Below are 21,094 nucleotides of genomic sequence, written 5' to 3'. Positions count from 1 at the left end.
AAATACTTAAAGCAACAGTGCCTTGAGCGGGGTGATCACCAGGTTGACGACGAAGTAGCCCACGTCCATCAGCGGCCGCAGCCAGTATGTGCTGACGATGCCTGCGAGGACGAGACCCATCACGATGAAAAAGCCGTATGGCTCGATGCGCGCGAGGAACATCTGGGCCTGGCCGCTGGGCAGCAAGCCGGCCAGCACGCGGCCGCCGTCGAGCGGAGGCAGCGGGAACAGGTTGAAGGCCCACATCACGAGGTTGACCAGAATGCCGCCTTGCGCCATCTTGATGAAAAAGGTTTCAGTGACGCCCGCCGCGACCAGCGACACCAGCAGCAGCGCCCACAGGAGCGCCTGGATGAAGTTGGAGGCCGGCCCTGCCAGAGCCACCCAGATCATGTCTCGCTTCGGATGGCGCAGCCGCCCGAAGTTGACCGGAACCGGCTTGGCATAGCCGAAGAGGAATGCGCCCGAGGTCGCGAAGTACAGCACCAGCGGCATCAGGATGGTCCCGACGGGGTCGATGTGCTTCATCGGGTTGAGCGTGACGCGGCCCATCATCTCGGCCGTGTTGTCGCCGAAGTGGCGCGCCACGTAGCCGTGCGCCGCCTCGTGCACTGTGATCGCGAAGATCACGGGCAGTGCGTAGATCAGGACGGTCTGTATGAGGTTGGAAATATCCACTGGGCGATTGTGTCAGACAGGAGTGGTTCTCAGCCCCGATTTCAGAGGCCCAGCGCGGCCAGCGCGCCACGCCCCTGGCGCACCACGACCGGGTCGTCGCCGGAGCCCATGGGCGTGAGGTCGACCACGGTGGTGGGCTGCGAAGGGCAGGCGCCCGCATCGATGACCGCGGCGATCTGCTTCTCGAAGCGCTCGCGGATGGTCTGCGCGTCGTTCAGCGCCTCAGTCTCGCCCGGAGCGATCAGCGTGGTGGCCAAAAGCGGCGCGCCGTGCAGCGAGAGCAGTTCCAGCAGCACTTTGTGATCGGGTACGCGCAGGCCGATGGTCTTGCGCTGCGGATGGCTCACGCGGCGCGGCACTTCCTTGGTGGCCTCGAGCAGGAAGGTGTAGGGCCCGGGCGTGGCCGCCTTCAGCAGGCGGTACTGCTTGTTGTCGACGCGCGCGTAGTTGGCCAACTCGCTCAGGTCGCGGCACAGCAGCGTGAGGTGGTGCTTCTCGTCGACCTGTCGGATGCGGCGCAGCTGGTCGACCGCGTCCTTGTCGTCGAGGTGGCAGGCCAGCGCGTAGCTGGAGTCGGTGGGCACGGCCACGATCTCGCCGCGCTCCAGCAGCGTGACGGCCTGCTTCAGCAGCCGCTGCTGCGGGTTCTCTGGATGGACTTCGAAGTACTGGGCCATGATGAAGAAGGACTCCTGTTCAGGATTCGGCGGGCTCGATGGGCACCCGGCGCTCGCGCACCGTGAGCCACGCGCCTGCCGCGCCGCAGACCGCGATCATCCCCATGCCGATGAGCGAGAAGCTGTCGGGCACGTGGGAAAAGACGATCCAGCCGCCGAGCATGGCGAACGCGATCTGGGCATAGAGATAAGGGGTGAGCGTGGAAGCCGGCGCGCGCTGGTAGGCCAGGATCAGCATGAAGTGCCCCACCGTACCCATGAAGCCCATGAGGCACAGCAGCGCCCACCATTCCCACGAGGGCAGCGAGGTCCACACGAAGGGCACCGCGAGCGAGACGATCAGCGTGCCCACCCAGCCGGTGTAGAAGTGCATGGTCAGCGGGTTCTCGGTCTGCGCGAGCTTGCTCGTGAGCACCTGGAACCAGGCGTTGGTCAGCACCAGCCCCAGCGGCAGGAAGACGGCCCAGCTGAACGCGCCGCCGCCCGGCCGCAGGATGACCAGCGTGCCGATGAAGCCGCCCGCCACCAGCGTCCAGCGCAGCGGCGACACGTGCTCCTTGAGCGTGGTCGCCGCCAGCAGCGTGATGACCAGCGGCGCGATCAGCACGATCGAGGTGAACTCGGCCAGCGGCATGTAGCGCAGGCTCAGGAAGGCGAAGATGCTCGACGCCAGCAGCAGCGCCCCGCGCAGCGCCTGGTAGCGGGGATGCTTCGTGTGCAGCAGCGCCGTGCCGCGCAGCGGCAGCAGCACCAGCGTGGTCGCCACCGCCTGGAACGCATAGCGGAACCACACACCCATGAGGATGGGCACGCCCAGCGTGGAGTACTTGGTGGCCGTGTCGAGCGTCGCGAAGCAGGCCACGGCCAGTATCACGAGGCCGATGCCGGCGAGGATGCGTTCCGATTCCTTTGCGCGGCTTCGCTGCTGCGCCACGCGTGCGGCGGTCAGCGCAACGGTCGCCGCGCTGTCGGTGCTGGTCCCGGGGCTTGGGCTCACTGCTGGATGCGGTCGCCGAGCAGCTCCCACACGGGAGTGAGCGCGCCGGGCAACGGCGGCAGCTTGCCGAGATCGCAGTGGCTCTCGTCGGGGCTGTGGAAATCGCTGCCGCGCGAGGCGGCGAAATCGAACTCGAGCGCCTTGTCGGCGTACTCGACGAACTCGGCCGGCGTGTGGCTGCCGGTGACCACTTCGATCGCCTTGCCGCCATGCGCCTTGAATTCGAGGAACAGCGCGTATTCCTCGTTGGCTGTGAACTTGTAGCGGCCCGGGTGCGCGATCACGGCCATGCCCTTGGCGGCGGTGATCCAGTGCACGGCATCTTTCAGCGTAGCCCAGCGGTGCGGCACGTAGCCGGGCTTGCCCTCGGTGAGGAACTTGCGGAACACCTCGGGCGTGTCGCGGCAGTGGCCCTGCTCGACGAGGAAGCGCGCGAAGTGCGTGCGCGAGATGAGTTCGGGGTTGCCGACGAACTTGAGTGCGCCTTCGTAGGCGCCGTGAATGCCGACCTTGGCCAGTCCCTCGGACATTTCCTGCGCCCGCTTGCCGCGGCCGCCGCGCGTGTCGTAGAGGCCCTGCGAGATGGCCGCGTCGTCGGGATCGAAGCCCAGGCCGACGATGTGCACCGTCTCGCCCGCGAAGGTCACGGAAATCTCGGTGCCGGTGAGGTAGCGCATGCCGTTGGCACGTGCCGCGGCCGCTGCACGGTGCTGGCCGCCGATCTCGTCGTGGTCGGTGAGCGCCCAGAGCTCCACCCCGTTGGCGGCGGCGCGCGCTGCCAGTTCTTCGGGCGTCAGCGTGCCGTCGGAAACCACGGAGTGGCAGTGAAGATCGGCATTGAGAATGGAGGACACCCCCGCATTCTATGGGGTCTGGAACATCGTTGCGGGCGCGTGGATACTGCGCAAGATGCTATTAAATAAATAGCATTACTGCACCGCTGCATGCGCCTCAGCGCTTCTTGCGAAAAGCCGCCCAGGCCGCCACCGCGGTGAAGCTGATCACGATCCCCACCACGATCCAGAAGCCGTGCTTGTGCTCCGCCAGCGGAATGCCGCCCACGTTCATGCCGAACAGGCCGGCCAGGATGTTGATCGGCAGCGCCAGCACCGTGACCACCGTCAGCACGAACAGGCTGCGGTTGTTGTCCTCGTTGACGTTGGCTGCGATCTCTTCCTGCAGCAGCTTGATGCGCTCCTGGAGCGCCTGCATGTCGCGCAGCACCACCGAGAACTCCTCGGTCGAGCCGCGCAGCGCCTGCGCGTCGGGCTCCGACATCCACCCCGGCGGCCCCTGCAGCAGCCGGAACAGCGCAGCGGGTTCGGGCGCCAGCAGCCGCTGCAGCCTCACCAGCAGCCGGCGCAGCACGCCCAGGCGCGCGCGCTTGTGGTCGAGGCGGCCGGCGAGCAGTTCGTCTTCTATGCGGTCGATGCGCGAGGTGACGCCGCGCACGATCTTCACCAGCACGTCGGCCTGCGCGCGCAGCAGGTGCTCGAGCAGTTCGGTGCTGGAACGCGGCGCGTCGCCCGCCTTCACCGCGGTGCGCAGCGCATCGACCGAGCGCAGCGGCTTGGTGCGGGCCGTGACCACCAGGCGCGGGCCGACGCTGATCCACAGCGTGGAGATGTCCGAGGGCTCGAAGCTGAATTCGAAGTGCACGTCGTTGATGACGGCGATCAGCGAGTCGTCGTCGCGCTCGATGCGCGTGGAGGGCAGGCCCTCGTGCAGCGTCTCGTAGAAGGTGTCCGAGAGGTTCGCGTGCCGCAGCAGCCAGCGTTCGGCGTGCGCATTGCTCAGGTTGAAGTGCAGCCAGACATAGGGCGGGTCTTCTTCGCTGCATTCGCTTTCGCGCTGCTGTGCCAGCCATGCCGCGGCCTGGGCCGAGTCGATGGCCCGCGCGGGCTCGGCCGCGCGGGAGTCGAAGAGGTAGCCGCAGATCAGCCCGGCTTCGTCGCCCCCGTACGACTGGGCTGCGAGATCATGGAATGCCGACAAGATGGTAGGTGCGCGAGTTCAGAAGATGCGGGTGAAGAGCCAGTAGAGCGAGCCCGACAGCAGCATCGCCACCGGCAGCGTCAGCACCCAGGCCAGCGCGAGGTTGCGCAGCGTGGACAGCTGCAAGCCCGAGCCGCTGGCCGTCATCGTGCCGGCCACGCCCGAAGAAAGCACGTGCGTGGTCGACACCGGCAGCCCGTACATGTCGGCGGCGCCGATGGTGATCATTGCGACCACCTCGGCCGAGGCGCCCTGCGCGTAGCTCAGGTGCGTCTTGCCGATCTTCTCGCCCACCGTGACCACGATGCGCTTCCAGCCGATCATCGTGCCCAGGCCCAGTGCGATGGCCACCGCCACCTTGACCCACAGCGGGATGAAGCGCGTGGCGCTGTCGAGCTCCTGGCGGAAGGTGTTCACGCGCAGCTTCGTCTCGTCGTCGAACCTGGCCACGCCGCTCTTGTCGAGGTGGCGGATGGCCTCGGAGGCCAGGTACATGTCGTTGCGCACGTTGGCGACGGCCTCCGCCGGAACGCCTGCCAGCGAGCCGTGCTGGCGCACCTGCGTGCCGATGCTGCCGGCCGTCGCGGCAAGGGCCGGCACCACGGCCGGGGTGAACTCGCGGGTGCGCACGTAGGTGGAGAGCGTGTCGCGCGCGGCCGCGGGTGCCATGGCTGGCAGCGAAGTCGGAACGCTGCGGTTCAGCGCGTTCTGCGCCATCTCGGCCACGGCCACGAACTTGACGTTCTCGTCGGCAGGCATCGCGCGGTTCAGCGCATAGGCCATCGGCACCGTGCCCACCAGTATCAGCATGATCAGCCCCATGCCCTTCTGCCCATCGTTGGAGCCGTGCGCGAACGATACGCCCGTGCAGGTGAGGATCAGCAGGCCGCGGATCCACCACGGCGGCGGCTCGCTGCCCTTGGGCTCTTCATAGAGCGCGCGGTTCTTCACGAAGGCGCGCAGCGCCAGCAGCAGCAGGGCGGCGCAGCCGAAGCCGACCATGGGCGACAGCAGCAGCGAATAGCCCACCTTGGTGGCCTGCGCCCAGTCGACGCCGCTGGTGCCGTCGCGCCCGTGCATCAGCGCGTTGGCCACGCCCACGCCGATGATCGAGCCGATCAGCGTGTGCGACGACGAAGCCGGCAGCCCCAGCCACCAGGTGCCCAGGTTCCAGATGATGGCGGCGATCAGCAGCGCGAACACCATCGCGAAGCCGGCGCCCGAGCCCACCTGCAGGATGAGCTCCACCGGCAGCAGCGCAATGATGCCGAAGGCCACCGCGCCGCTGGACACCATCACGCCCAGGAAGTTGAAGAAGCCCGACCACACCACCGCGAAGTTGGGCGGCAGCGAGTGGGTGTAGATGACTGTCGCTACCGCATTGGCCGTGTCGTGGAAGCCGTTGACGAACTCGAAGCCCAGCGCAATCAGCAGCGCCACGCCAAGAAGCATGTAGGGCACCCAGGTGGTGACGGGCGCTCCCGAGGCGGTGACGTCGCCGACCAGGCTCCATGCGGTGAAGAGCAGGCCGGCGGCCAGCAGGCCCACGAAGGTGATCAGCGTGAGCGGACCGGGCTTGGCGTCGAGCTTCGGCCGCTGCGAGGCGGACGCGGACGGCACCTCTGCATGCGGGGCAGCGAGCGTGTTCATGGAGGATTCTGGGGTGTTGGAATGGCTCCAGATGGTGTTCGCCGTATATGACGACTACATGTCAACGGCGCAAAAACCGTCACGTAGTCGTCATACGGGGCGAGCAGCATGCTTTTCGACACCCTTTTCAATTCTTTCTTCTGCTACCCATCATGCTGACGAGCGCACTTCCCGACCATGAAGACCTGATGCAACGCATCGCCCGCGACCTGATCGACAGCTACGACGAAGAGCTCGAGCTGGAGATCGAAGACCGCAACATCGACGGCCTCGACCCCGCCTCGGTCACCGCGGCGTCCTCCGCCGACAAGGCCGCGCGCCAGGCCTACTTCAAGGAGCTCTTCCGCCTGCAGGGCGAACTGGTCAAGCTGCAGGACTGGGTGCAGCACAGCAAGCAGAAAGTCGTCATCCTGTTCGAAGGCCGCGACGCGGCGGGCAAGGGCGGCGTCATCAAGCGCATCACCCAGCGGCTGAACCCGCGCGTGGCCCGCGTGGCCGCGCTGCCGGCGCCCAACGACCGCGAACGCACCCAGTGGTACTTCCAGCGCTACGTGGCGCACCTGCCGGCCGCGGGCGAGATGGTTCTGTTCGATCGCAGCTGGTACAACCGCGCCGGCGTCGAGCGCGTGATGGGCTTCTGCACCGACGACGAGTACGAGGAGTTCTTCCGCACCGTGCCCGAGTTCGAGAAGATGCTCGTGCGCTCGGGCATCAAGCTCATCAAGTACTGGTTCTCCATCACCGACGACGAGCAGCACATGCGCTTCCTCGGCCGCATCCACGACCCGCTCAAGCAGTGGAAGCTGAGCCCCATGGACCTCGAGAGCCGCCGCCGCTGGGAGGAATACACCAAGGCGAAGGAGATCATGCTGGAGCGCACCCACATCCCCGAGGCGCCGTGGTGGGTGGTGCAGGCGGTCGACAAGAAGAAGGCGCGCCTGAACTGCATCAGCCACCTGCTGGGGCAGCTGCCCTACCAGGAAGTGCCGCATCCGCCGGTCGAGCTGCCCGAGCGCGTGCGCCATGCCGACTACCTGCGCCAGCCCGTGCCGGCGAGCATGATCGTTCCTGAAATTTACTAACCCCCAGGCTTCGCGCACTTCGTGTCGCTTCTCCTCCCCCTTGCAGGGGGCGACCTGCGGACCGGCGCAGCCGGATCCGCGGTGTTTCTGGCATTTGGCCGCGGTTTGGCCCGTAGACGCTTTGCCTTCACACTGCGCCATGGCCCGTCGTTCCACCGCTTCCGTTTTTGCCCGTGCCTATGAGCGAAACCTCAAGGCGCTGACGCGGCTCACGCTGAGCAACAGCAAGCGCGTGGCGGGGCAGGTGCAGCGCGCGACCGCGAAGCGGCTCAAGCCGCCGCCGGGCCGCGGCGACTGGCTCAGCGGTGTGGCGGTAGGGGCGGGCGGAGCCCGGGGCTATCACCTGTTCCGGCCGGCCGGGCTGCAACTCGCACCCGGCGAGCGCCTGCCGCTCATGGTCATGCTGCACGGCTGCGGCCAGACCGGGCGCGACTTCGCCGCGAGCACCCGCATGAACGCGCTGGCCGTGCGGCAGCGCTTCCTGGTGCTCTATCCCGAACAGGACCGCATCGCCCATCCGCAGGGCTGCTGGAACTGGTACGAGCGCCGCTCCGGCAAGGCCGACGCCGAGGCCGCCACGCTGATGGCCGCCGTCGACCAGGCCTGCATGCTCTATCCCGTCGACCGCGATCGCGTGGCGCTGGCCGGCCTTTCCGCCGGCGCGAGCATGGCGGCGCTGCTCGCGACGCGCTATCCGAACCGCTTCCGCGCCGTCGTGATGCATTCGGGCGTGGCGCCCGGCGCGGCGAAGTCGCCCGCCACGGCGCTGGGCGCGATGCGCGGCGAGCACGTGCCGCCCATGCCCACCACGGCCGTCGGCAAGGCGATGGGCGCCGCAGCCGTCTTCACCACCCTGCCGCCGATGCTGGTGCTGCACGGCGATGCCGATGCGGTGGTCGCGCCGAGCAATGCCGTCAGCAGCGCTGCGGTGTGGGCCACTGCCGTGGGCGCGCGGCCCGGGTTGACGCGCGAGGTGCAACGCGGCAAGCGCCGCGCGATGCGGGTGACCGACTTCAGGCGCAAGGGACGCACGCTCGTCACGCTGTGCGAGATCGCGGGGCTTGGCCATTCGTGGAGCGGCGGGGCGCCGAAGTTGCTGTTCAGCGACCCCGAGGGGCCCGATGCCACGCGCATGACCTGGGCTTTTGCCGCCGCGCAGTTCAAGGCCGCTGGAAGCCTCAAGAAGGCCTGAAGAAGGGCGGGGGGAAGGGCTCTATGCGGCGACCGCTCCTTCGCGCGCCGCAGCCCGCCACGCACTGGGCGCCATCCCCTTGCTGCGCTTGAAGGCCTTGCTGAACGCCGCTTCCGACTCGTAGCCCACCGCCGCGGCGATCGCCCCCATGGCAGCGTTGCCTTGCCCCAGCATGTTGCCGGCCTTGAACATGCGCCATTGCGTGAGGTACTCCAGCGGCGCCTGTCCCACCCGCTCGCGAAAACGCTGTGCGAAGGCCGAGCGCGACAGGTTCGCGACGGCGGCGAGTGCCTCCACCGTCCAGTCGTGCGAGATTTCCTTGTGCATCGCGCGCAGCGCGGGGCCGATGCGGGCATCGGCCAGCGCGGCCAGCCAGCCCGTCTGCGATTCGGCATTGGCCGCGACGTGCGCGCGCACCGCCTGAACGAACACGATGTCGGCCAGCCGGCTCACGAGCAGGCTGGAACCCAGGCCCGGCTCGCCGGTTTCCATGGCCAGCAGCTGCAGCGTGCCTTGCAGCGCAAGGGCGCGGGCCTGTTCCATCTTCACGTGCAGTAGCACCGGCAGCAGATCGAGCAGCGGCCGCGCGGCGCGCTGGTCGAAGTGGAACCAGCCGCAGATCACCGAAGCCGCCGTGCCCGTGCCGCCGAGTTCCACCAGCCCGCCGATGCGGTCGCGCACGACGGAGGCGCAGCTCACGGTCGGCGTGTTCGGATGGTCGCGCAGGATGTAAGGCGTGCCATGCGCCAGCACATAGCAGTCGCCCGCCGCCAGCGCCACCGGCTGCGCCATGCCATCGATCTCGAGCAGGCAGCCGCCGCGCACCACGAGGCCGAAGCGTACGCTCTCGCCGCCCGCCAGGCTCACGCCCCAGGGCGCCCCGGCCTCGAGGCGGGCATACAGGGCGCTCTGCACCCTCATGGCGGCAAAGATGTCGTCGAGCGGGTCCATCGAAAGCTCCTTCAGCGGTGGACGAATGGACAAGATTTTCGGCCTCCTGGGCATTCACTGTCCAGTGCCGGCGGCAGAAACTGCGGCCTCACTCATTCAAGAACCAGCAGGAGCAGGCCATGAACACCAGGACCGATCTCACCGTTTTCACCGACTTCACCCAACTCGCCGACCGCTACGTCGCCGTCTGGAACGAACCCGATGCCGAGGCGCGCCGCGCCGCCATCGCCAGCCTCTGGGTGCCCGACGGCGAGCACTACGTGCGCACGCTGCAGGCCAAGGGCCACGAGGCGCTGCAGCAGCGCGTCACCGGCTCGCATGAGAAGAACGTGCGCGACGCCGGGTTTCGCTTCGTCCGCGCGGGCGAAGCTCAGTTCCTGCACGACGCGGTGATGTTCCATTGGCACATGGTCCCGGCCGCGGGCGGTCCGGTGGCCGCGCTCGGGCTGGAGTTCCTGGTGCTGGCCGAAGACGGCCGCATCGCCACGGACTATCAGTTCATCCTGCCCACGCCCGCCGCCTGAACCTGGCCGATGACCTCCGAGGTCATTGCCCCCGCGCTGCTTCCTTCCAACACTCGAATCCATCATGACGCAGTCAAACATCGCTTCGGCAGCATCGCTTTCTTCCACCGGCAGCCAGAGCCCGGGCGCCACAAGGCCCGGCCGGCTGAGCCTGTGGGTCATGCTCAGCGGCACCTTCCTGGTGGTGCTGGACTTCTTCATCGTCAACGTCGCGCTGCCGTCGATGCAGCGCGAACTGCAGGCGAGCGCGGGCACCCTGCAGCTGGTGGTGGCCGGCTACGGCCTGGCCACCGCCGCGGGCCTGATCACCGGTGGCCGGCTCGGCGACCTGTTCGGGCGCCGTCGCATGTTCATGCTGGGCCTGCTGCTGTTCACGCTCGCTTCGGCCGCCTGCGGCATGGCGCCGAACGCCGAACTGCTGGTGGCGGCACGCGTGCTGCAGGGGCTGGCCGGCGCGCTGCTGCAGCCGCAGGTGCTGGCGATGATCGGCCTGGCCTACACCGGCGAAGACAGGGCGCGCGCCTTCGCGGCCTATGGACTCACGCTGGGGCTGGGCGCGACGCTCGGGCAGCTGGTCGGCGGCCTGCTGATCCATGCCGACCTGGCGGGTCTCGCCTGGCGCAGCTGCTTTCTCATCAACGTGCCGATCGGCCTGCTGGCGCTGATGCTCGCACCGCGCGTCATTCCGCCGCTGGCGAACAACGGCAACAGCAGGCTCGACCTCGTCGGCATGCTGCTGGTGGCCGCGGGCTCGGCGGCAGTGGTGCTGCCGCTGGTGGAAGGCCGCGAACAGGGCTGGCCGCTGTGGAGCTGGCTGTGCCTTGCGGCCGCGCTGCCGCTGCTCGCAGCCTTTGCATACCAGCAGCGCCGGCTCGCCGTGCGCGGCGGTACGCCGCTCGTGGCTCCGGTGATGCTCGCCAATGCCCGCTTCGGCATGGGCCTGCTCACGACGCTGGCCTTCTACGTGGGCAACGCCTCGCTGTACTTCGTACTCGCGCTGTACCTCCAGCAGGGCCTCGCACTCGATCCGCTCAGCTCGGGCATCGTCTTCACGTCGCTGGCGGCCGGTTTCTTCGCGACGTCGATGGCGGGTGCGCGCCTGGCACGCCGCTTCGGGGGCAAGCCGCCCATCGCGCTCGGTGCCCTTGTGCTCGCCGCGGGACATGCGCTGCAGTTCGTCAACGTGGCCGTCTGGCCCGGACACTCGCACGTCGTGGCGTGGATGGTGCCGTTGCTGCTGGTGCAAGGCGCGGGGCTCGGCATGGTGATGGCGCCGCTGGTCTCCACCGTGCTGGCCGGCCTGCCGCCGCAGCATGCGGGCGTGGCCTCGGGCGTGATCTCGATGGTGCAACAGGCGAGCAACGCGCTGGGCGTGGCGCTGATCGGCATCCTTTTCTACGGACGGCTCGGCCATGCGCCGGATGCGGGGGCATATGCGAGTGCTTTCGGGGTGGCGTTGCTGTACCTGACGGTGTCGGCGCTGCTGGTGGCGGCCTTGCACCGGCGCGGCAGCCGGCAGGCCTGAAACCGAAGCGCCGTGCGCTGAGGGTGGCCATGCCAAACTCTCCTGTCCGCAAGACAGGACAGACATGGCCACCGATCTGCAGCAACTGACCCAAGCCCTGCGCGACTTCGCCCAGGCCCGCAACTGGGAGCAGTTCCATTCCCCCAGGAACCTCGCCTCCGCGCTGTCGGTGGAGGCGGCCGAGCTGCTCGAACACTTCCAGTGGCTCACCGAAGCCCAGAGCCGCGACCTGTCGCCCGACAAGCGCGCGGAGATCGGCACCGAGATCGCCGACGTCTTCCTCTACCTGCTGCAGCTCGCCGACAAGCTCGGCATCGATGTGGTCGAAGCGGCGCGGAGCAAGATGCTTCTCAACGCAAAAAAGTATCCTGTCCCGGCATAACGTCTCGCCTCGATGTTCCTCAGGTATCGAATAGCGATGCTTTCCTGATTCATTGGTTCGTGCCGAGGAGGCGTTCCCTAGCCTGCAACGTTCTTCCATCAAGGACTTTCAGGGAACTCCGAATGAAACGACTCCGCACTCTGGTGACTTTGCTGCTGCTTGCTGCCGTTGCAGCCTCTGCCGATCCGCATCCGATGAACCAGCTGCCGATGTACGGCGGTCGCGCGAAGACGGAAGAGATGAAGAACGCCGACGCCGACTTCATCGCATCGATCGAGAAGCAGGGCCTCTCGCGGGCGGAGGGCGCGAAACAGATGCTGAAGCAGGGCTGGGCTGCCTGGGGCAAGAGAGACATGGCGACGGCCATGGCGCGCTTCAACCAGGCGTGGTTGCTGGACCCGGAGAACGGCAATGTCTATCACGGCTTCGCACTGGTGCTTGCGCTTCGCGACGATCCATCTTCCGATGTGGAGGGCATGTTCCGGTTGGCCACCTCGAAGCCGACGGTCGATGCCGGCGTCTTCGTCGACTACGGCCACTTTCTCATGACGCACAAGCGGCTCGATGCCAGTCAGGTCCAGCTGAAAAAAGCGCTCCAGATCTCGCCGGCGGCGCGCAACGCGAGTTCCAACATGGCCTTCACGTACTACCTAAAGAACGATTTCGCCAATGCCTGCGCTTGGGCCCGAAAGGCCGAATCCAACCGCGACAGGCTGGAGCCGGGCTTTCTCGAAGAAATGTGCACTCGCGCCTCCAAACCGGAGAAGGGGAAGCCGGCTTCCGGCAGCCGTCCACCGGCCTGAATACCTTCCGTGTACGCCACCCGGCGTATTTCCCCTTTGTGGTGCATTCCGCAGACTCCCTCCCACGCCAGCCAAGGCTGTCGAAAAGGTTCAACCACCCCGGAGCAGGAGTCAACATGCAACGTCGTTTCACACTCAAGGCGCTCACCGCCGCCGTCGCGCTGGCCAGCATTTCTGCTGCGCCCGCATTCGCCGCCGACACCATCAAGGTCGGCGTGCTGCACTCGCTGTCGGGCACGATGGCCATCTCGGAAACCGTGTTGAAGGACACGGTGCTGATGGCGATCGACGACATCAACAAGAAGGGCGGCGTGCTGGGCAAGCAGCTCGAGCCCGTGGTGGTCGACCCGGCCTCCAACTGGCCGCTGTTCGCCGAGAAGACCAAGCAGCTGCTCGGCCAGGACAAGGTGTCGGTCATCTTCGGCTGCTGGACCTCGGTGTCGCGCAAGTCGGTGCTGCCGGTGGTCGAGGAAATGAACGGCCTGCTGTTCTACCCCGTGCAGTACGAGGGTGAAGAGCTCTCGAAGAACGTGTTCTACACGGGCGCAGCGCCCAACCAGCAGGCCATTCCGGCCGTCGACTACCTGATGAGCAAGGAAGGCGGCGGCGCCAAGCGCTGGGTGCTGCTGGGCACCGACTACGTCTACCCCCGCACCACCAACAAGATCCTGCGCGCCTACCTCAAGAGCAAGGGCGTGAAGGAATCGGACATCGACGAGAAGTACACCCCCTTCGGCCACAGCGACTACCAGACCATCGTCGCCGACATCAAGAAGTTCTCGGCCGGCGGCAAGACGGCAGTGGTCTCGACCATCAACGGCGACTCCAACGTGCCCTTCTACAAGGAACTCGGCAACGCCGGCCTGAAGGCCAAGGACGTGCCGGTGGTCGCCTTCTCGGTGGGCGAGGAAGAACTGCGCGGCGTCGACACCAAGCCGCTGGTGGGCCACCTGGCCGCATGGAACTACTTCATGTCGATCAAGAACCCGACCAACACCGCCTTCATCAAGCAGTGGAGCGAATACGCCAAGGCCAAGAACATCGCCGGCCACAAGGACAAGCCGCTCACCAACGACCCGATGGAAGCCACCTGGATCGGCATCCACATGTGGAAGCAGGCGGTCGAGAAGGCCAAGTCGACCGACACCGACAAGGTGATCGCCGCCATGGCCGGCCAGACCTTCACCGCTCCCTCGGGCATCGTCTCGAAGATGGACGAGAAGAACCACCACCTGCACAAGAGCGTGTTCATCGGCGAGATCAAGGCCGACGGCCAGTTCAACGTGGTGTGGAAGACGCCGGGCCCGGTCAAGGCCAAGCCGTGGAGCCCGTACATCGAGGGCAACGACAAGAAGCCGGACTATCCGGCTGGCAAGTCGATGTAATTGATCGACAAGCCCCTTGCCTTGCTCCCTCTCCCCTCGGGGAGAGGGCGGGGGTGAGGGCAACGGCGGTCGATCTGGCCGCCGCGTTTGTTTGAAGGCCGCAGGCCCTCACCCCAACCCTCTCCCCCAGGGGAGAGGGAGCAACACGAATTTCATGATGCTTCGACGATCCCTTCACTGCGCAATCGCCGCCATGCTGCTGATGGCATCGGCCGCCCATGCGCTGACCGCCGACGAAGCCCGGGCCATCGCCTCCGGCGATTCCGAAGCCCGCATCGCCGCGCTCAACAAGGCCGTGCTCACGGCCGACGACAAGACGGCAGCATTCATCCAGGCCATGTCCGACGACGCGGTCAAGTACACCGAAGACAAGGTCTTCGTGATGAAGGACGACAAGGGCTACGACCCGGTGACCGGCGCCGAGCTGAAGGTGCCCGACACCGCCGAGGACGTCGTCAACAACAACCTGATGCGCGGCGCGCTCGATGCCGCGCAGGCCGCGCTCAAGCTCACGAGCAAGGACGACGCGGTGCGCGCCGAAGCCGCGCAGGCGCTCTTCAAGGAGCCCGACGAGTCGCGCCTGCCCATGGTCGAAAAGGCGCTGGCCGCCGAGACCAACCCGAAGATCAAGGCGCAGCTCGAACTGGTGCGCGCCGCCAGCATGCTCACCAGCGCCGACAAGGCCAAGCGTCTGGTGGCCGCCAAGGAGCTGGGCAACAACCGCAACCCCGACACCAAGCTGCTGCTCAACCAGCGCCTGGCCGACGAGACCGAGGCGGACGTCAAGGCCGCCATCGTCGCCTCCATCGCGAGCATCGATGGCGCGCTGGTGTGGGGCGACCGCATCAACGCCGTGTTCAGCGGCATCAGCCTCGGCTCGGTGCTGCTGCTGGCCGCGCTGGGCCTGGCCATCACCTACGGGCTGATGGGCGTCATCAACATGGCCCACGGCGAGCTGATGATGATCGGCGCCTACGCCACCTATGTGATGCAGGGCATCTTCCAGAAGTACATGCCCGAGGCAGCCTTCGGCTGGTACCTGGTGGCCGCCATCCCCGTTTCCTTCATGGCATCGGCGCTTGTCGGCGCGGTGCTGGAGCGCGGCGTGATCCGCTTCCTCTACGGTCGCCCGCTCGAGACGCTGCTGGCCACCTGGGGCATCAGCCTGATGCTGCAGCAGCTGGTGCGCACGCTGTTCGGCGCGCAGAACGTCGGCGTGGAAAACCCCGGCTGGATGAGCGGCGGCTTCACCATGCTGAGCAACGTCACGCTGCCGTGGAACCGCATATGCATCATCATCTTCGCGGCTCTGGTGCTGCTGGCGATGGGCTGGCTCATCGGCCGCACGCGGCTGGGCCTGTTCGTGCGCGGCGTCACGCAGAACCGCCCGATCGCCTCGTGCATGGGCGTGAACACCGCGCGCATCGACACCTACGCCTTCGCGCTCGGCTCCGGCATCGCGGGCCTGGCGGGCTGCGCGCTGAGCCAGATCGGCAACGTCGGCCCCGACCTGGGCCAGAGCTACATCGTCGACAGCTTCATGGTGGTCGTGATGGGCGGCGTCGGCCAGCTCGCGGGCACCGTGTACGCGGCGCTGGGACTGGGCATTCTCAACAAGTTCATCGAAGGCTGGGCGGGCGCGGTGCTCGCGAAGATCGCGGTGCTTGTCTTCATCATCATCTTTATCCAGAAGAGGCCCCAGGGCATCTTCGCAATGAAGGGCCGGAGCGCAGAGGCATGAGCAAGGTCGTACTTCCAACCAAGGGGCCGCTCTTGAGCGGCAAGGGCTGGACGGCCTTCTTCGTCGCGCTCATCGTGGTGTGCGCGGTGGCGCCCGTTCTCAACATGTGGGTGCCTGCGGACAGCCCGCTGCACATGAGCGACTACGCGGTGGCGCTGGTCGGCAAGATCATGTGCTACGCGATCTGCGCGCTGGCCATGGACCTGATCTGGGGCTACACCGGCATCCTCTCGCTGGGCCACGGCCTCTTCTTTGCGCTGGGCGGCTACATGATGGGCATGTACCTCATGCGCCAGATCGGCCGCGACGGCAACTACAAGAGCGACCTGCCCGACTTCATGGTGTTCCTCGACTGGAAGACGCTGCCCTGGCACTGGACCTTCAGCGACAGCTTCATCGCCACGCTGGTGCTGATCGTCGCGGTGCCGGGCCTCATTGCCTTCGTGTTCGGTTTCTTCGCCTTCCGCTCGCGCATCAAGGGCGTGTACTTCTCGATCATCACGCAGGCGATGACCTTCGCGGCCATGCTGCTGTTCTTCCGCAACGAGACGGGCTTCGGCGGCAACAACGGCTTCACCGACTTCAAGCGCATTCTGGGCATCCCGATCGCCACGCAGGAGATGCGCATGACGCTCTTCGCGCTCACGGGCGCCACGCTGCTGGGCTTCTTCCTGTTCGCGAAGTGGCTCATCGGCAGCAAGTTCGGCCGAGTGCTGCAGGCGATTCGAGACGCCGAGACGCGCGTGATGTTCTCGGGCTACAACCCGCTGCCCTACAAGCTCACGATCTGGGTGATCTCGGCCGTCATGTGCGGCGTGGCCGGCGCGCTGTACGTGCCGCAGGTCGGCATCATCAACCCGGGCGAGATGAGTGCTGCCAACTCCATCGAGATCGCCATCTGGGCGGCTGTGGGCGGCCGCGCCACGCTGATCGGGCCGATCATCGGCGCCTTCATCGTCAACGGCGCGAAGAGCTGGCTCACCGTGGCCTATCCGGAGTACTGGCTGTACTTCCTGGGGGCGTTGTTCATTGCTGTCACGCTGTTCCTGCCGAACGGCATCGTGGGCCTGGTGCGCAAGTGGCTCTCCAGGGAGAAGAAGGAAGAAGAGAAGCCGCAGCCCGAACCGGTGCAGGAGGCACGCCGTGCGGTCGCGGTGGAGCAGGGCGTCGAGCCCGATGCGCTGGCCTCGCTGCCGGTGGATGCGAAGGGAGCACGCGCATGACACCCGACCTCATGGAAGCAGGCGCCGAGCGCGCCGCACGAGCCAGCGGCATCCACTACGTGAGCGGCAGTACCGAATCGGGTGGCCGCGCCGCCGACTTCGGCCGCCACGTCACGCCGGGCGAAGTCGACGTCACGCACGGCCGCATCCTCTACCTCGAAGACGTGAGCGTGAGCTTCGATGGCTTCAAGGCCATCAACAAGCTGTCGCTGGACATCGCACCGGGCGAGCTGCGCTGCATCATCGGGCCGAACGGCGCGGGCAAGACGACGATGATGGACATCATCACCGGCAAGACCCGCCCCGACGAAGGCACCGTGTTCTTCGGCAGCACCATCGACCTGCTGCGTCACCGCGAGGCCGAGATCGCTCAGCTGGGCATCGGCCGCAAGTTCCAGAAGCCGACGGTGTTCGAGCACCTGACCGTGTTCGAGAACCTGGAGCTCGCGCTGAAGACCGACAAGGGCGTGCGCTCGTCGATGCTCTTCAGGCTCGACTCCGCGCAGAGCGACCGCCTGGCCGAAGTGCTCGAAACCATCCACCTGGCCGACAGCGTCTCGCGCCTGGCCGGCAACCTGAGCCACGGCCAGAAGCAGTGGCTCGAGATCGGCATGCTGCTGATGCAGGACCCGAAGCTGCTGCTGCTCGACGAGCCCGTGGCCGGCATGACCGACGAAGAAACCGCGCGCACCGCCGAACTCTTCCTCACGCTCAAGGGCAAGCACTCGCTGATGGTGGTGGAGCACGACATGAGCTTCATCCGCACCATCTCCGAGATCGTCACCGTGCTGTGCGACGGCTCCGTGCTCGCGCAGGGCACGCTGGACGAGGTGCAGGCCGACGAGCGAGTGATCGAGGTCTACCTGGGCCGCTGAGGGAACGAACCATGCTGACAGTCAAGAACATCCATCAGTACTACGGCGGCTCCCACATCCTGCGCGACGTGAGCTTCGAGGCGAAGCTGGGCAAGGTCACAGTGCTGCTGGGCCGCAACGGCGTGGGCAAGACCACGCTGCTGAAGTCGCTCATGGGCCTGGTGCCCATCAAGAGCGGCAGCATCGAACTCGAAGGCAAGCCGATCCACAAGGCCACGCCCTATGAGCGGGCCCGGGCCGGCATCGGCTTCGTGCCGCAGGGCCGCGAGATCTTCGCGCGGCTCACCGTAGAAGAAAACCTGCGCATGGGCCTGGCCTACAAGAGCGGCGGCACGCCCATCCCGGCGGAGCTGTACGAGCTGTTCCCGGTGCTCAAGCAGATGATGAACAGAAGGGGCGGCGACCTCTCCGGCGGCCAGCAGCAGCAGCTGGCCATCGCCCGGGCGCTGGCGCCCAAGCCGCGCCTGCTGATCCTCGACGAGCCCACCGAAGGCATCCAGCCCAGCATCATCAAGGACATCGGCCGCGTCATCCGCATGCTGGCCGACCGGGGCGACATGGCCATCGTGCTGTGCGAGCAGTACTACGACTTCGCCCAGGAGCTGGCCGACGACTACCTCGTCATGGAGCGCGGCGAGGTCATCGCGCGCGGCCTCGGCAAGGACATGGAAGCGCAGGGCGTGCGGCAGCTGGTGGCCATCTGAGCCCACGGGCGAGGGCCTCGCGGCCCTGGCAGTACAAGGTCATCGGCATCTGCGTATCGGTACGGTTTCAGGGTTTACCCTAAAATCGTGCCTTGCCCGCTGCCGCCGGGCACCCCTCCCAGGAGCCTGGCCTTGAACGCCTCCCCACCCGCGCAGGACAGCGCGGCCACCGACATTTCTTCCTTCACCCTGCCTTCGGGCGCGCCCGCCAACTTCCTTCGCGCGGTGCTCGCGCTCGGCGTCGGCGGCTTCGCCATCGGCACCGGCGAGTTCGTCATCATGGGCCTGCTGCCCGAGGTGGCGAAGGACATCGGCGTGAGCATCCCGCAGGCCGGCCACGTCATCAGCGCCTATGCGATCGGCGTGGTCATCGGCGCCCCGGTGCTCGCGGTGCTGGCCGCCGGCTGGCGCCGCCGCGCGCTGCTGATCGCGCTCATGGCCGTTTTCGCGGCCGGCAACTTCGCCAGCGCCATCGCGCCCAACTACCTGCTGCTGAACCTGCTGCGCTTTGCCGCCGGCCTGCCGCACGGCACCTACTTCGGCGTGGCCGCGCTGGTGGCCGCCACGCTGGCGCCGCCGGGTCGCCGCGCGCGGGCCGTGGGGCTCGTGATGCTGGGGCTCACCGGCGCCACGCTGGTGGGGGTGCCCATCGCGGCGTGGCTGGGCCAGTACTTCGGCTGGCGCGCGGCCTTCGTGTTCGTGGGCCTCATCGCGCTGGTGGCCATCGCGCTGCTTCGCCGCGACATCCCCGACATGGCACCAGCCGCCGGCGCCAGCCCCTGGCGCGAGCTCGGCGCGCTCAAGCGCAAGCAGGTGTGGTTCACGCTCGGCATCGCCGCCATCGGCTTCGGCGGCATGTTCTCGGTGTTCAGCTACATCAAGCCCACGCTGATCGAGGTTGCCGGCATGTCGGTGGGCGGCGTGCCCATCGTGCTCGCGCTCTTCGGCCTCGGCATGGTGGTGGGCAACCTCGTGGGCTCGCGGCTGGCCGACAAGTCGGTGATGCGCACCATCGGCGGCGTGATGGTCTATGCGGCGCTGGTGCTCGCGGTGTTCACCTTCGCGGCGCACAACGTGGTCGCGGCTGCAATCAACGTGTTCCTCATCGGCACCACCGTGGCCATCGGCCCGGCACTGCAGATCCGGCTGATGGACGTGGCGGGCGACGCGCAGACGCTCGCTGCTGCGCTCAACCACTCGGCCTTCAACATGGCCAACGCGCTGGGCGCATGGCTCGGCGGCGTGGCGATCGCCGCGGGGCTGGGCTGGACTTCGACCGGCTGGGTCGGCGCGCTGCTGGCACTCGCCGGGCTCGGCATCTTCGGTTGGGCGGTGGCGAGTGCGCGTGCCGCTGCACGCCGGCCGGCAGCCGTCGCCTGCTGAGCTGCTACTTCGGCGAAGGCGCCGGCGCGGTTCGCTCGCGCAGCAGCACTGCGAAGTTCTGCAGCTCCGTCGCATTGAGATCCGACACCGCCCAGGCCTGCATGCCGCCCTGGGCCCAGTGCACGAGCTGGTAGCCCTGCCTCGCCGAAGCCACCGGCGCCTGCGCCCTTGCATCCGGCGCCGGCCACACGAACAGGTTGATCACGTGCGGCCCCGAGCGGTAGACCAGCGCCGCCACGGTGCGCCCGTCCAGGTAATCGAGCCGCCCGCCCGCGAGCGCAAAGCCCTCCGCGGCGAGGTCGACCACCGGCGGTGAGAAGTCGAGCTTGCCGGCGAACCAGGGCTTGACCGTGTGATGGTCGGACGAGGCCACGTCGGCCAGATGCGAGGCCATCAGCGAGCGCACGTGGTTGGCCGTGATGCCTTCGGCTAGCGCGTCGGCAGGCGGTACCGGCGTCGCCAGCAGCACGAGCGCCAGGCCCCAGGCCGTGGCGGCGCCGGTGCCGAACCATGCCAGCCCCTGCCACAGCCTCCGGCCTTGTCGCGCGGGAGCTGATGCCGGCACCGGTGCCGGCGCGGCGGCTTCCTCCGCGCGCACCGCATTCCCGATACGCGCGGCCAGCCCCTCGGTCGGTATGTGCCGCGCGGCGTGGCGCCGGATCAGCGTGCCCAGTTCCTCGTCAGACATTGACATGGCGTGTCCTTCCTCCCGCATCGCCGGGACGTTCGTCGCGCAGGCTCTCGCGCAGCATCGAGCGCGCACGCGACAGCCGCGACATGACGGTGCCCAGCGGTATGCCCGCGATGCGCGCGATGTCCTCGTAGCGCAGTTCCTCCAGCTCGCGCAGCACGATCACCTCGCGATACACCGGCGGCAGCGCATCGATGGCGGCGTTGACACGCTCGCTCTGCACGCGCTGCTCCCACTGCCGCGCCGGATCGCCGGCTTCGGGCGAGGAGGGCGCTGAAACCGCCTCGCTGTCGCGCAGCTCGTCGAACTCCACCTGGTCGGCCAGCTGCCGGTTCTGCCGCATCCAGTCGTAGCAGGCGTTGCGCACGATGCCCAGCAGCCACGGCCGCGCGCTCTCGCCGCGCAAGCCCTCGAAGAAGCGGAACGCGCGCAGATAGGCCTCCTGCACCGCGTCGTCGGCCAGCTGGTCGTCGCGCAGCAGCCAGCGCGCGAGGTTCCATGCCGCATCGAGATGCGGCAGCGCGGCGGCTTCGAACTGGCGTGTGCGGTCGGTCGACAGGCTCAAGGGCTCCTTCTTCCTGCATGACGTGGCAGTCCGGCGCTTTATTCCAGCTTTTCTTGATTTTTCTTTTTGCG

Annotated in this window: 21 protein-coding genes; 12 read left to right on the top strand and 9 right to left on the bottom strand. The window is 67.4% G+C overall.

Annotated elements, in window-relative coordinates; translation table 11 throughout:
• Window positions 1-6 precede the first annotated feature (6 nt).
• The 6 genes from FHT32_RS01695 to FHT32_RS01670 all read right to left on the bottom strand — a co-directional run bounded on the left by FHT32_RS01695 (window position 7) and on the right by FHT32_RS01670 (window position 5,997).
• The gene (locus FHT32_RS01695; protein ID WP_176662928.1) at window positions 7-678 is read right to left on the bottom strand and encodes a site-2 protease family protein; all 672 of its coding nucleotides are present in this window, start codon (window positions 676-678) and stop codon (window positions 7-9) included.
• A 41-nt stretch (window positions 679-719) separates the two neighbouring features.
• A complete protein-coding gene (locus FHT32_RS01690) occupies window positions 720-1,355 on the bottom strand; it encodes an L-threonylcarbamoyladenylate synthase (protein WP_176662927.1) in 636 nt (211 codons plus the stop codon).
• Window positions 1,356-1,374: 19 nt separating this feature from the next.
• A complete protein-coding gene (locus FHT32_RS01685; protein WP_176662926.1) occupies window positions 1,375-2,352 on the bottom strand; it encodes a DMT family transporter in 978 nt (325 codons plus the stop codon).
• Window positions 2,349-3,206: a 3',5'-nucleoside bisphosphate phosphatase gene (locus FHT32_RS01680; protein WP_176662925.1), complete on the bottom strand. Its 858-nt coding sequence runs from the start codon at window positions 3,204-3,206 to the stop codon at window positions 2,349-2,351. The genes FHT32_RS01685 and FHT32_RS01680 overlap by 4 nt, the downstream gene beginning before the upstream one ends.
• A 97-nt stretch (window positions 3,207-3,303) precedes the next feature.
• The gene (locus FHT32_RS01675; RefSeq protein WP_176662924.1) at window positions 3,304-4,347 is read right to left on the bottom strand and encodes a transporter; all 1,044 of its coding nucleotides are present in this window, start codon (window positions 4,345-4,347) and stop codon (window positions 3,304-3,306) included.
• Window positions 4,348-4,365: 18 nt separating this feature from the next.
• Complete coding sequence (locus FHT32_RS01670) at window positions 4,366-5,997, bottom strand: inorganic phosphate transporter (RefSeq protein WP_176662923.1); 1,632 nt, start codon at window positions 5,995-5,997, stop codon at window positions 4,366-4,368.
• Window positions 5,998-6,149: 152 nt separating this feature from the next.
• Between FHT32_RS01670 and ppk2 the strand changes: the two genes are divergently transcribed.
• Window positions 6,150-7,079: a polyphosphate kinase 2 gene (gene ppk2 / locus FHT32_RS01665; protein WP_176662922.1), complete on the top strand. Its 930-nt coding sequence runs from the start codon at window positions 6,150-6,152 to the stop codon at window positions 7,077-7,079.
• 139 nt (window positions 7,080-7,218) lie between these two features.
• A complete protein-coding gene (locus FHT32_RS01660) occupies window positions 7,219-8,271 on the top strand; it encodes a PHB depolymerase family esterase (protein WP_176662921.1) in 1,053 nt (350 codons plus the stop codon).
• 21 nt (window positions 8,272-8,292) lie between these two features.
• Here the strand turns inward: FHT32_RS01660 and FHT32_RS01655 are convergent, their stop codons facing one another.
• The gene (locus FHT32_RS01655) at window positions 8,293-9,255 is read right to left on the bottom strand and encodes an AraC family transcriptional regulator (RefSeq protein WP_256098839.1); all 963 of its coding nucleotides are present in this window, start codon (window positions 9,253-9,255) and stop codon (window positions 8,293-8,295) included.
• An 86-nt stretch (window positions 9,256-9,341) separates the two neighbouring features.
• Between FHT32_RS01655 and FHT32_RS01650 the strand changes: the two genes are divergently transcribed.
• The 10 genes from FHT32_RS01650 (at window position 9,342) to FHT32_RS01605 (ending at window position 19,767) form a co-directional block, all read left to right on the top strand.
• Entirely contained in the window at window positions 9,342-9,746 is a 405-nt protein-coding gene (locus FHT32_RS01650; RefSeq protein ID WP_176662920.1) for a nuclear transport factor 2 family protein, read from the top strand.
• A 64-nt stretch (window positions 9,747-9,810) separates the two neighbouring features.
• Complete coding sequence (locus FHT32_RS01645; protein ID WP_176662919.1) at window positions 9,811-11,271, top strand: MFS transporter; 1,461 nt, start codon at window positions 9,811-9,813, stop codon at window positions 11,269-11,271.
• A 64-nt stretch (window positions 11,272-11,335) separates the two neighbouring features.
• Window positions 11,336-11,653, top strand: a complete 318-nt coding sequence (locus FHT32_RS01640; protein ID WP_176662918.1) for a nucleotide pyrophosphohydrolase — start codon at window positions 11,336-11,338, stop codon at window positions 11,651-11,653.
• Window positions 11,654-11,775: 122 nt separating this feature from the next.
• Entirely contained in the window at window positions 11,776-12,456 is a 681-nt protein-coding gene (locus FHT32_RS01635; RefSeq protein ID WP_176662917.1) for a hypothetical protein, read from the top strand.
• 116 nt (window positions 12,457-12,572) lie between these two features.
• On the top strand, window positions 12,573-13,841 hold the full coding sequence (gene urtA / locus FHT32_RS01630) for an urea ABC transporter substrate-binding protein (RefSeq protein ID WP_019657838.1): 1,269 nt from the start codon (window positions 12,573-12,575) through the stop codon (window positions 13,839-13,841).
• Window positions 13,842-14,034: 193 nt separating this feature from the next.
• Window positions 14,035-15,582, top strand: coding sequence for an urea ABC transporter permease subunit UrtB (gene urtB, locus FHT32_RS01625; RefSeq protein ID WP_176662916.1), 1,548 nt, complete (start codon window positions 14,035-14,037; stop codon window positions 15,580-15,582).
• Window positions 15,579-16,805 (top strand): urea ABC transporter permease subunit UrtC, encoded by a 1,227-nt coding sequence (gene urtC, locus FHT32_RS01620; protein WP_176662915.1) that lies wholly within the window; start codon window positions 15,579-15,581, stop codon window positions 16,803-16,805. Before urtB ends, urtC begins: the two co-directional genes overlap by 4 nt.
• The gene (gene urtD / locus FHT32_RS01615) at window positions 16,802-17,680 is read left to right on the top strand and encodes an urea ABC transporter ATP-binding protein UrtD (protein WP_019657835.1); all 879 of its coding nucleotides are present in this window, start codon (window positions 16,802-16,804) and stop codon (window positions 17,678-17,680) included. The genes urtC and urtD overlap by 4 nt, the downstream gene beginning before the upstream one ends.
• 11 nt (window positions 17,681-17,691) lie before the next feature.
• Window positions 17,692-18,384: an urea ABC transporter ATP-binding subunit UrtE gene (urtE, locus tag FHT32_RS01610; protein WP_019657834.1), complete on the top strand. Its 693-nt coding sequence runs from the start codon at window positions 17,692-17,694 to the stop codon at window positions 18,382-18,384.
• A gap of 132 nt (window positions 18,385-18,516) precedes the next feature.
• Window positions 18,517-19,767 carry an MFS transporter gene (locus FHT32_RS01605; RefSeq protein WP_176662914.1) on the top strand — a complete coding sequence of 417 codons (1,251 nt, stop codon included), beginning with the start codon at window positions 18,517-18,519 and terminating at the stop codon, window positions 19,765-19,767.
• A gap of 4 nt (window positions 19,768-19,771) precedes the next feature.
• On the opposite strand, the gene FHT32_RS01600 is transcribed toward FHT32_RS01605, so the two are convergent.
• Both FHT32_RS01600 and FHT32_RS01595 read right to left on the bottom strand, forming a co-directional pair.
• On the bottom strand, window positions 19,772-20,461 hold the full coding sequence (locus tag FHT32_RS01600; protein WP_176662913.1) for an anti-sigma factor: 690 nt from the start codon (window positions 20,459-20,461) through the stop codon (window positions 19,772-19,774).
• Complete coding sequence (locus FHT32_RS01595) at window positions 20,448-21,023, bottom strand: sigma-70 family RNA polymerase sigma factor (RefSeq protein WP_176662912.1); 576 nt, start codon at window positions 21,021-21,023, stop codon at window positions 20,448-20,450. The genes FHT32_RS01600 and FHT32_RS01595 overlap by 14 nt, the downstream gene beginning before the upstream one ends.
• Window positions 21,024-21,094 lie beyond the last annotated feature (71 nt).

Source organism: Variovorax sp. SG517 (assembly GCF_013376045.1).
In the GTDB taxonomy this organism is placed as follows: domain Bacteria; phylum Pseudomonadota; class Gammaproteobacteria; order Burkholderiales; family Burkholderiaceae_C; genus Variovorax.
Note: the sequence above shows the minus strand (reverse complement) of the source record. Positions and strands in the feature narration are given on the sequence as shown.

Bases quoted from the DNA above. Each gene is read 5' to 3' on its own strand.
- FHT32_RS01600 (WP_176662913.1), bottom strand. From the start codon at position 20,461: ATGTCAATGTCTGACGAGGAACTGGGCACGCTGATCCGGCGCCACGCC.
- FHT32_RS01640 (WP_176662918.1), top strand. From the start codon at position 11,336: ATGGCCACCGATCTGCAGCAACTGACCCAAGCCCTGCGCGACTTCGCC.
- urtA (WP_019657838.1), top strand. From the start codon at position 12,573: ATGCAACGTCGTTTCACACTCAAGGCGCTCACCGCCGCCGTCGCGCTG.
- urtC (WP_176662915.1), top strand. From the start codon at position 15,579: ATGAGCAAGGTCGTACTTCCAACCAAGGGGCCGCTCTTGAGCGGCAAG.
- urtD (WP_019657835.1), top strand. From the start codon at position 16,802: ATGACACCCGACCTCATGGAAGCAGGCGCCGAGCGCGCCGCACGAGCC.
- FHT32_RS01645 (WP_176662919.1), top strand. From the start codon at position 9,811: ATGACGCAGTCAAACATCGCTTCGGCAGCATCGCTTTCTTCCACCGGC.
- urtB (WP_176662916.1), top strand. From the start codon at position 14,035: ATGCTGCTGATGGCATCGGCCGCCCATGCGCTGACCGCCGACGAAGCC.
- FHT32_RS01635 (WP_176662917.1), top strand. From the start codon at position 11,776: ATGAAACGACTCCGCACTCTGGTGACTTTGCTGCTGCTTGCTGCCGTT.
- FHT32_RS01670 (WP_176662923.1), bottom strand. From the start codon at position 5,997: ATGAACACGCTCGCTGCCCCGCATGCAGAGGTGCCGTCCGCGTCCGCC.
- FHT32_RS01660 (WP_176662921.1), top strand. From the start codon at position 7,219: ATGGCCCGTCGTTCCACCGCTTCCGTTTTTGCCCGTGCCTATGAGCGA.
- urtE (WP_019657834.1), top strand. From the start codon at position 17,692: ATGCTGACAGTCAAGAACATCCATCAGTACTACGGCGGCTCCCACATC.
- FHT32_RS01690 (WP_176662927.1), bottom strand. From the start codon at position 1,355: ATGGCCCAGTACTTCGAAGTCCATCCAGAGAACCCGCAGCAGCGGCTG.
- FHT32_RS01650 (WP_176662920.1), top strand. From the start codon at position 9,342: ATGAACACCAGGACCGATCTCACCGTTTTCACCGACTTCACCCAACTC.
- ppk2 (WP_176662922.1), top strand. From the start codon at position 6,150: ATGCTGACGAGCGCACTTCCCGACCATGAAGACCTGATGCAACGCATC.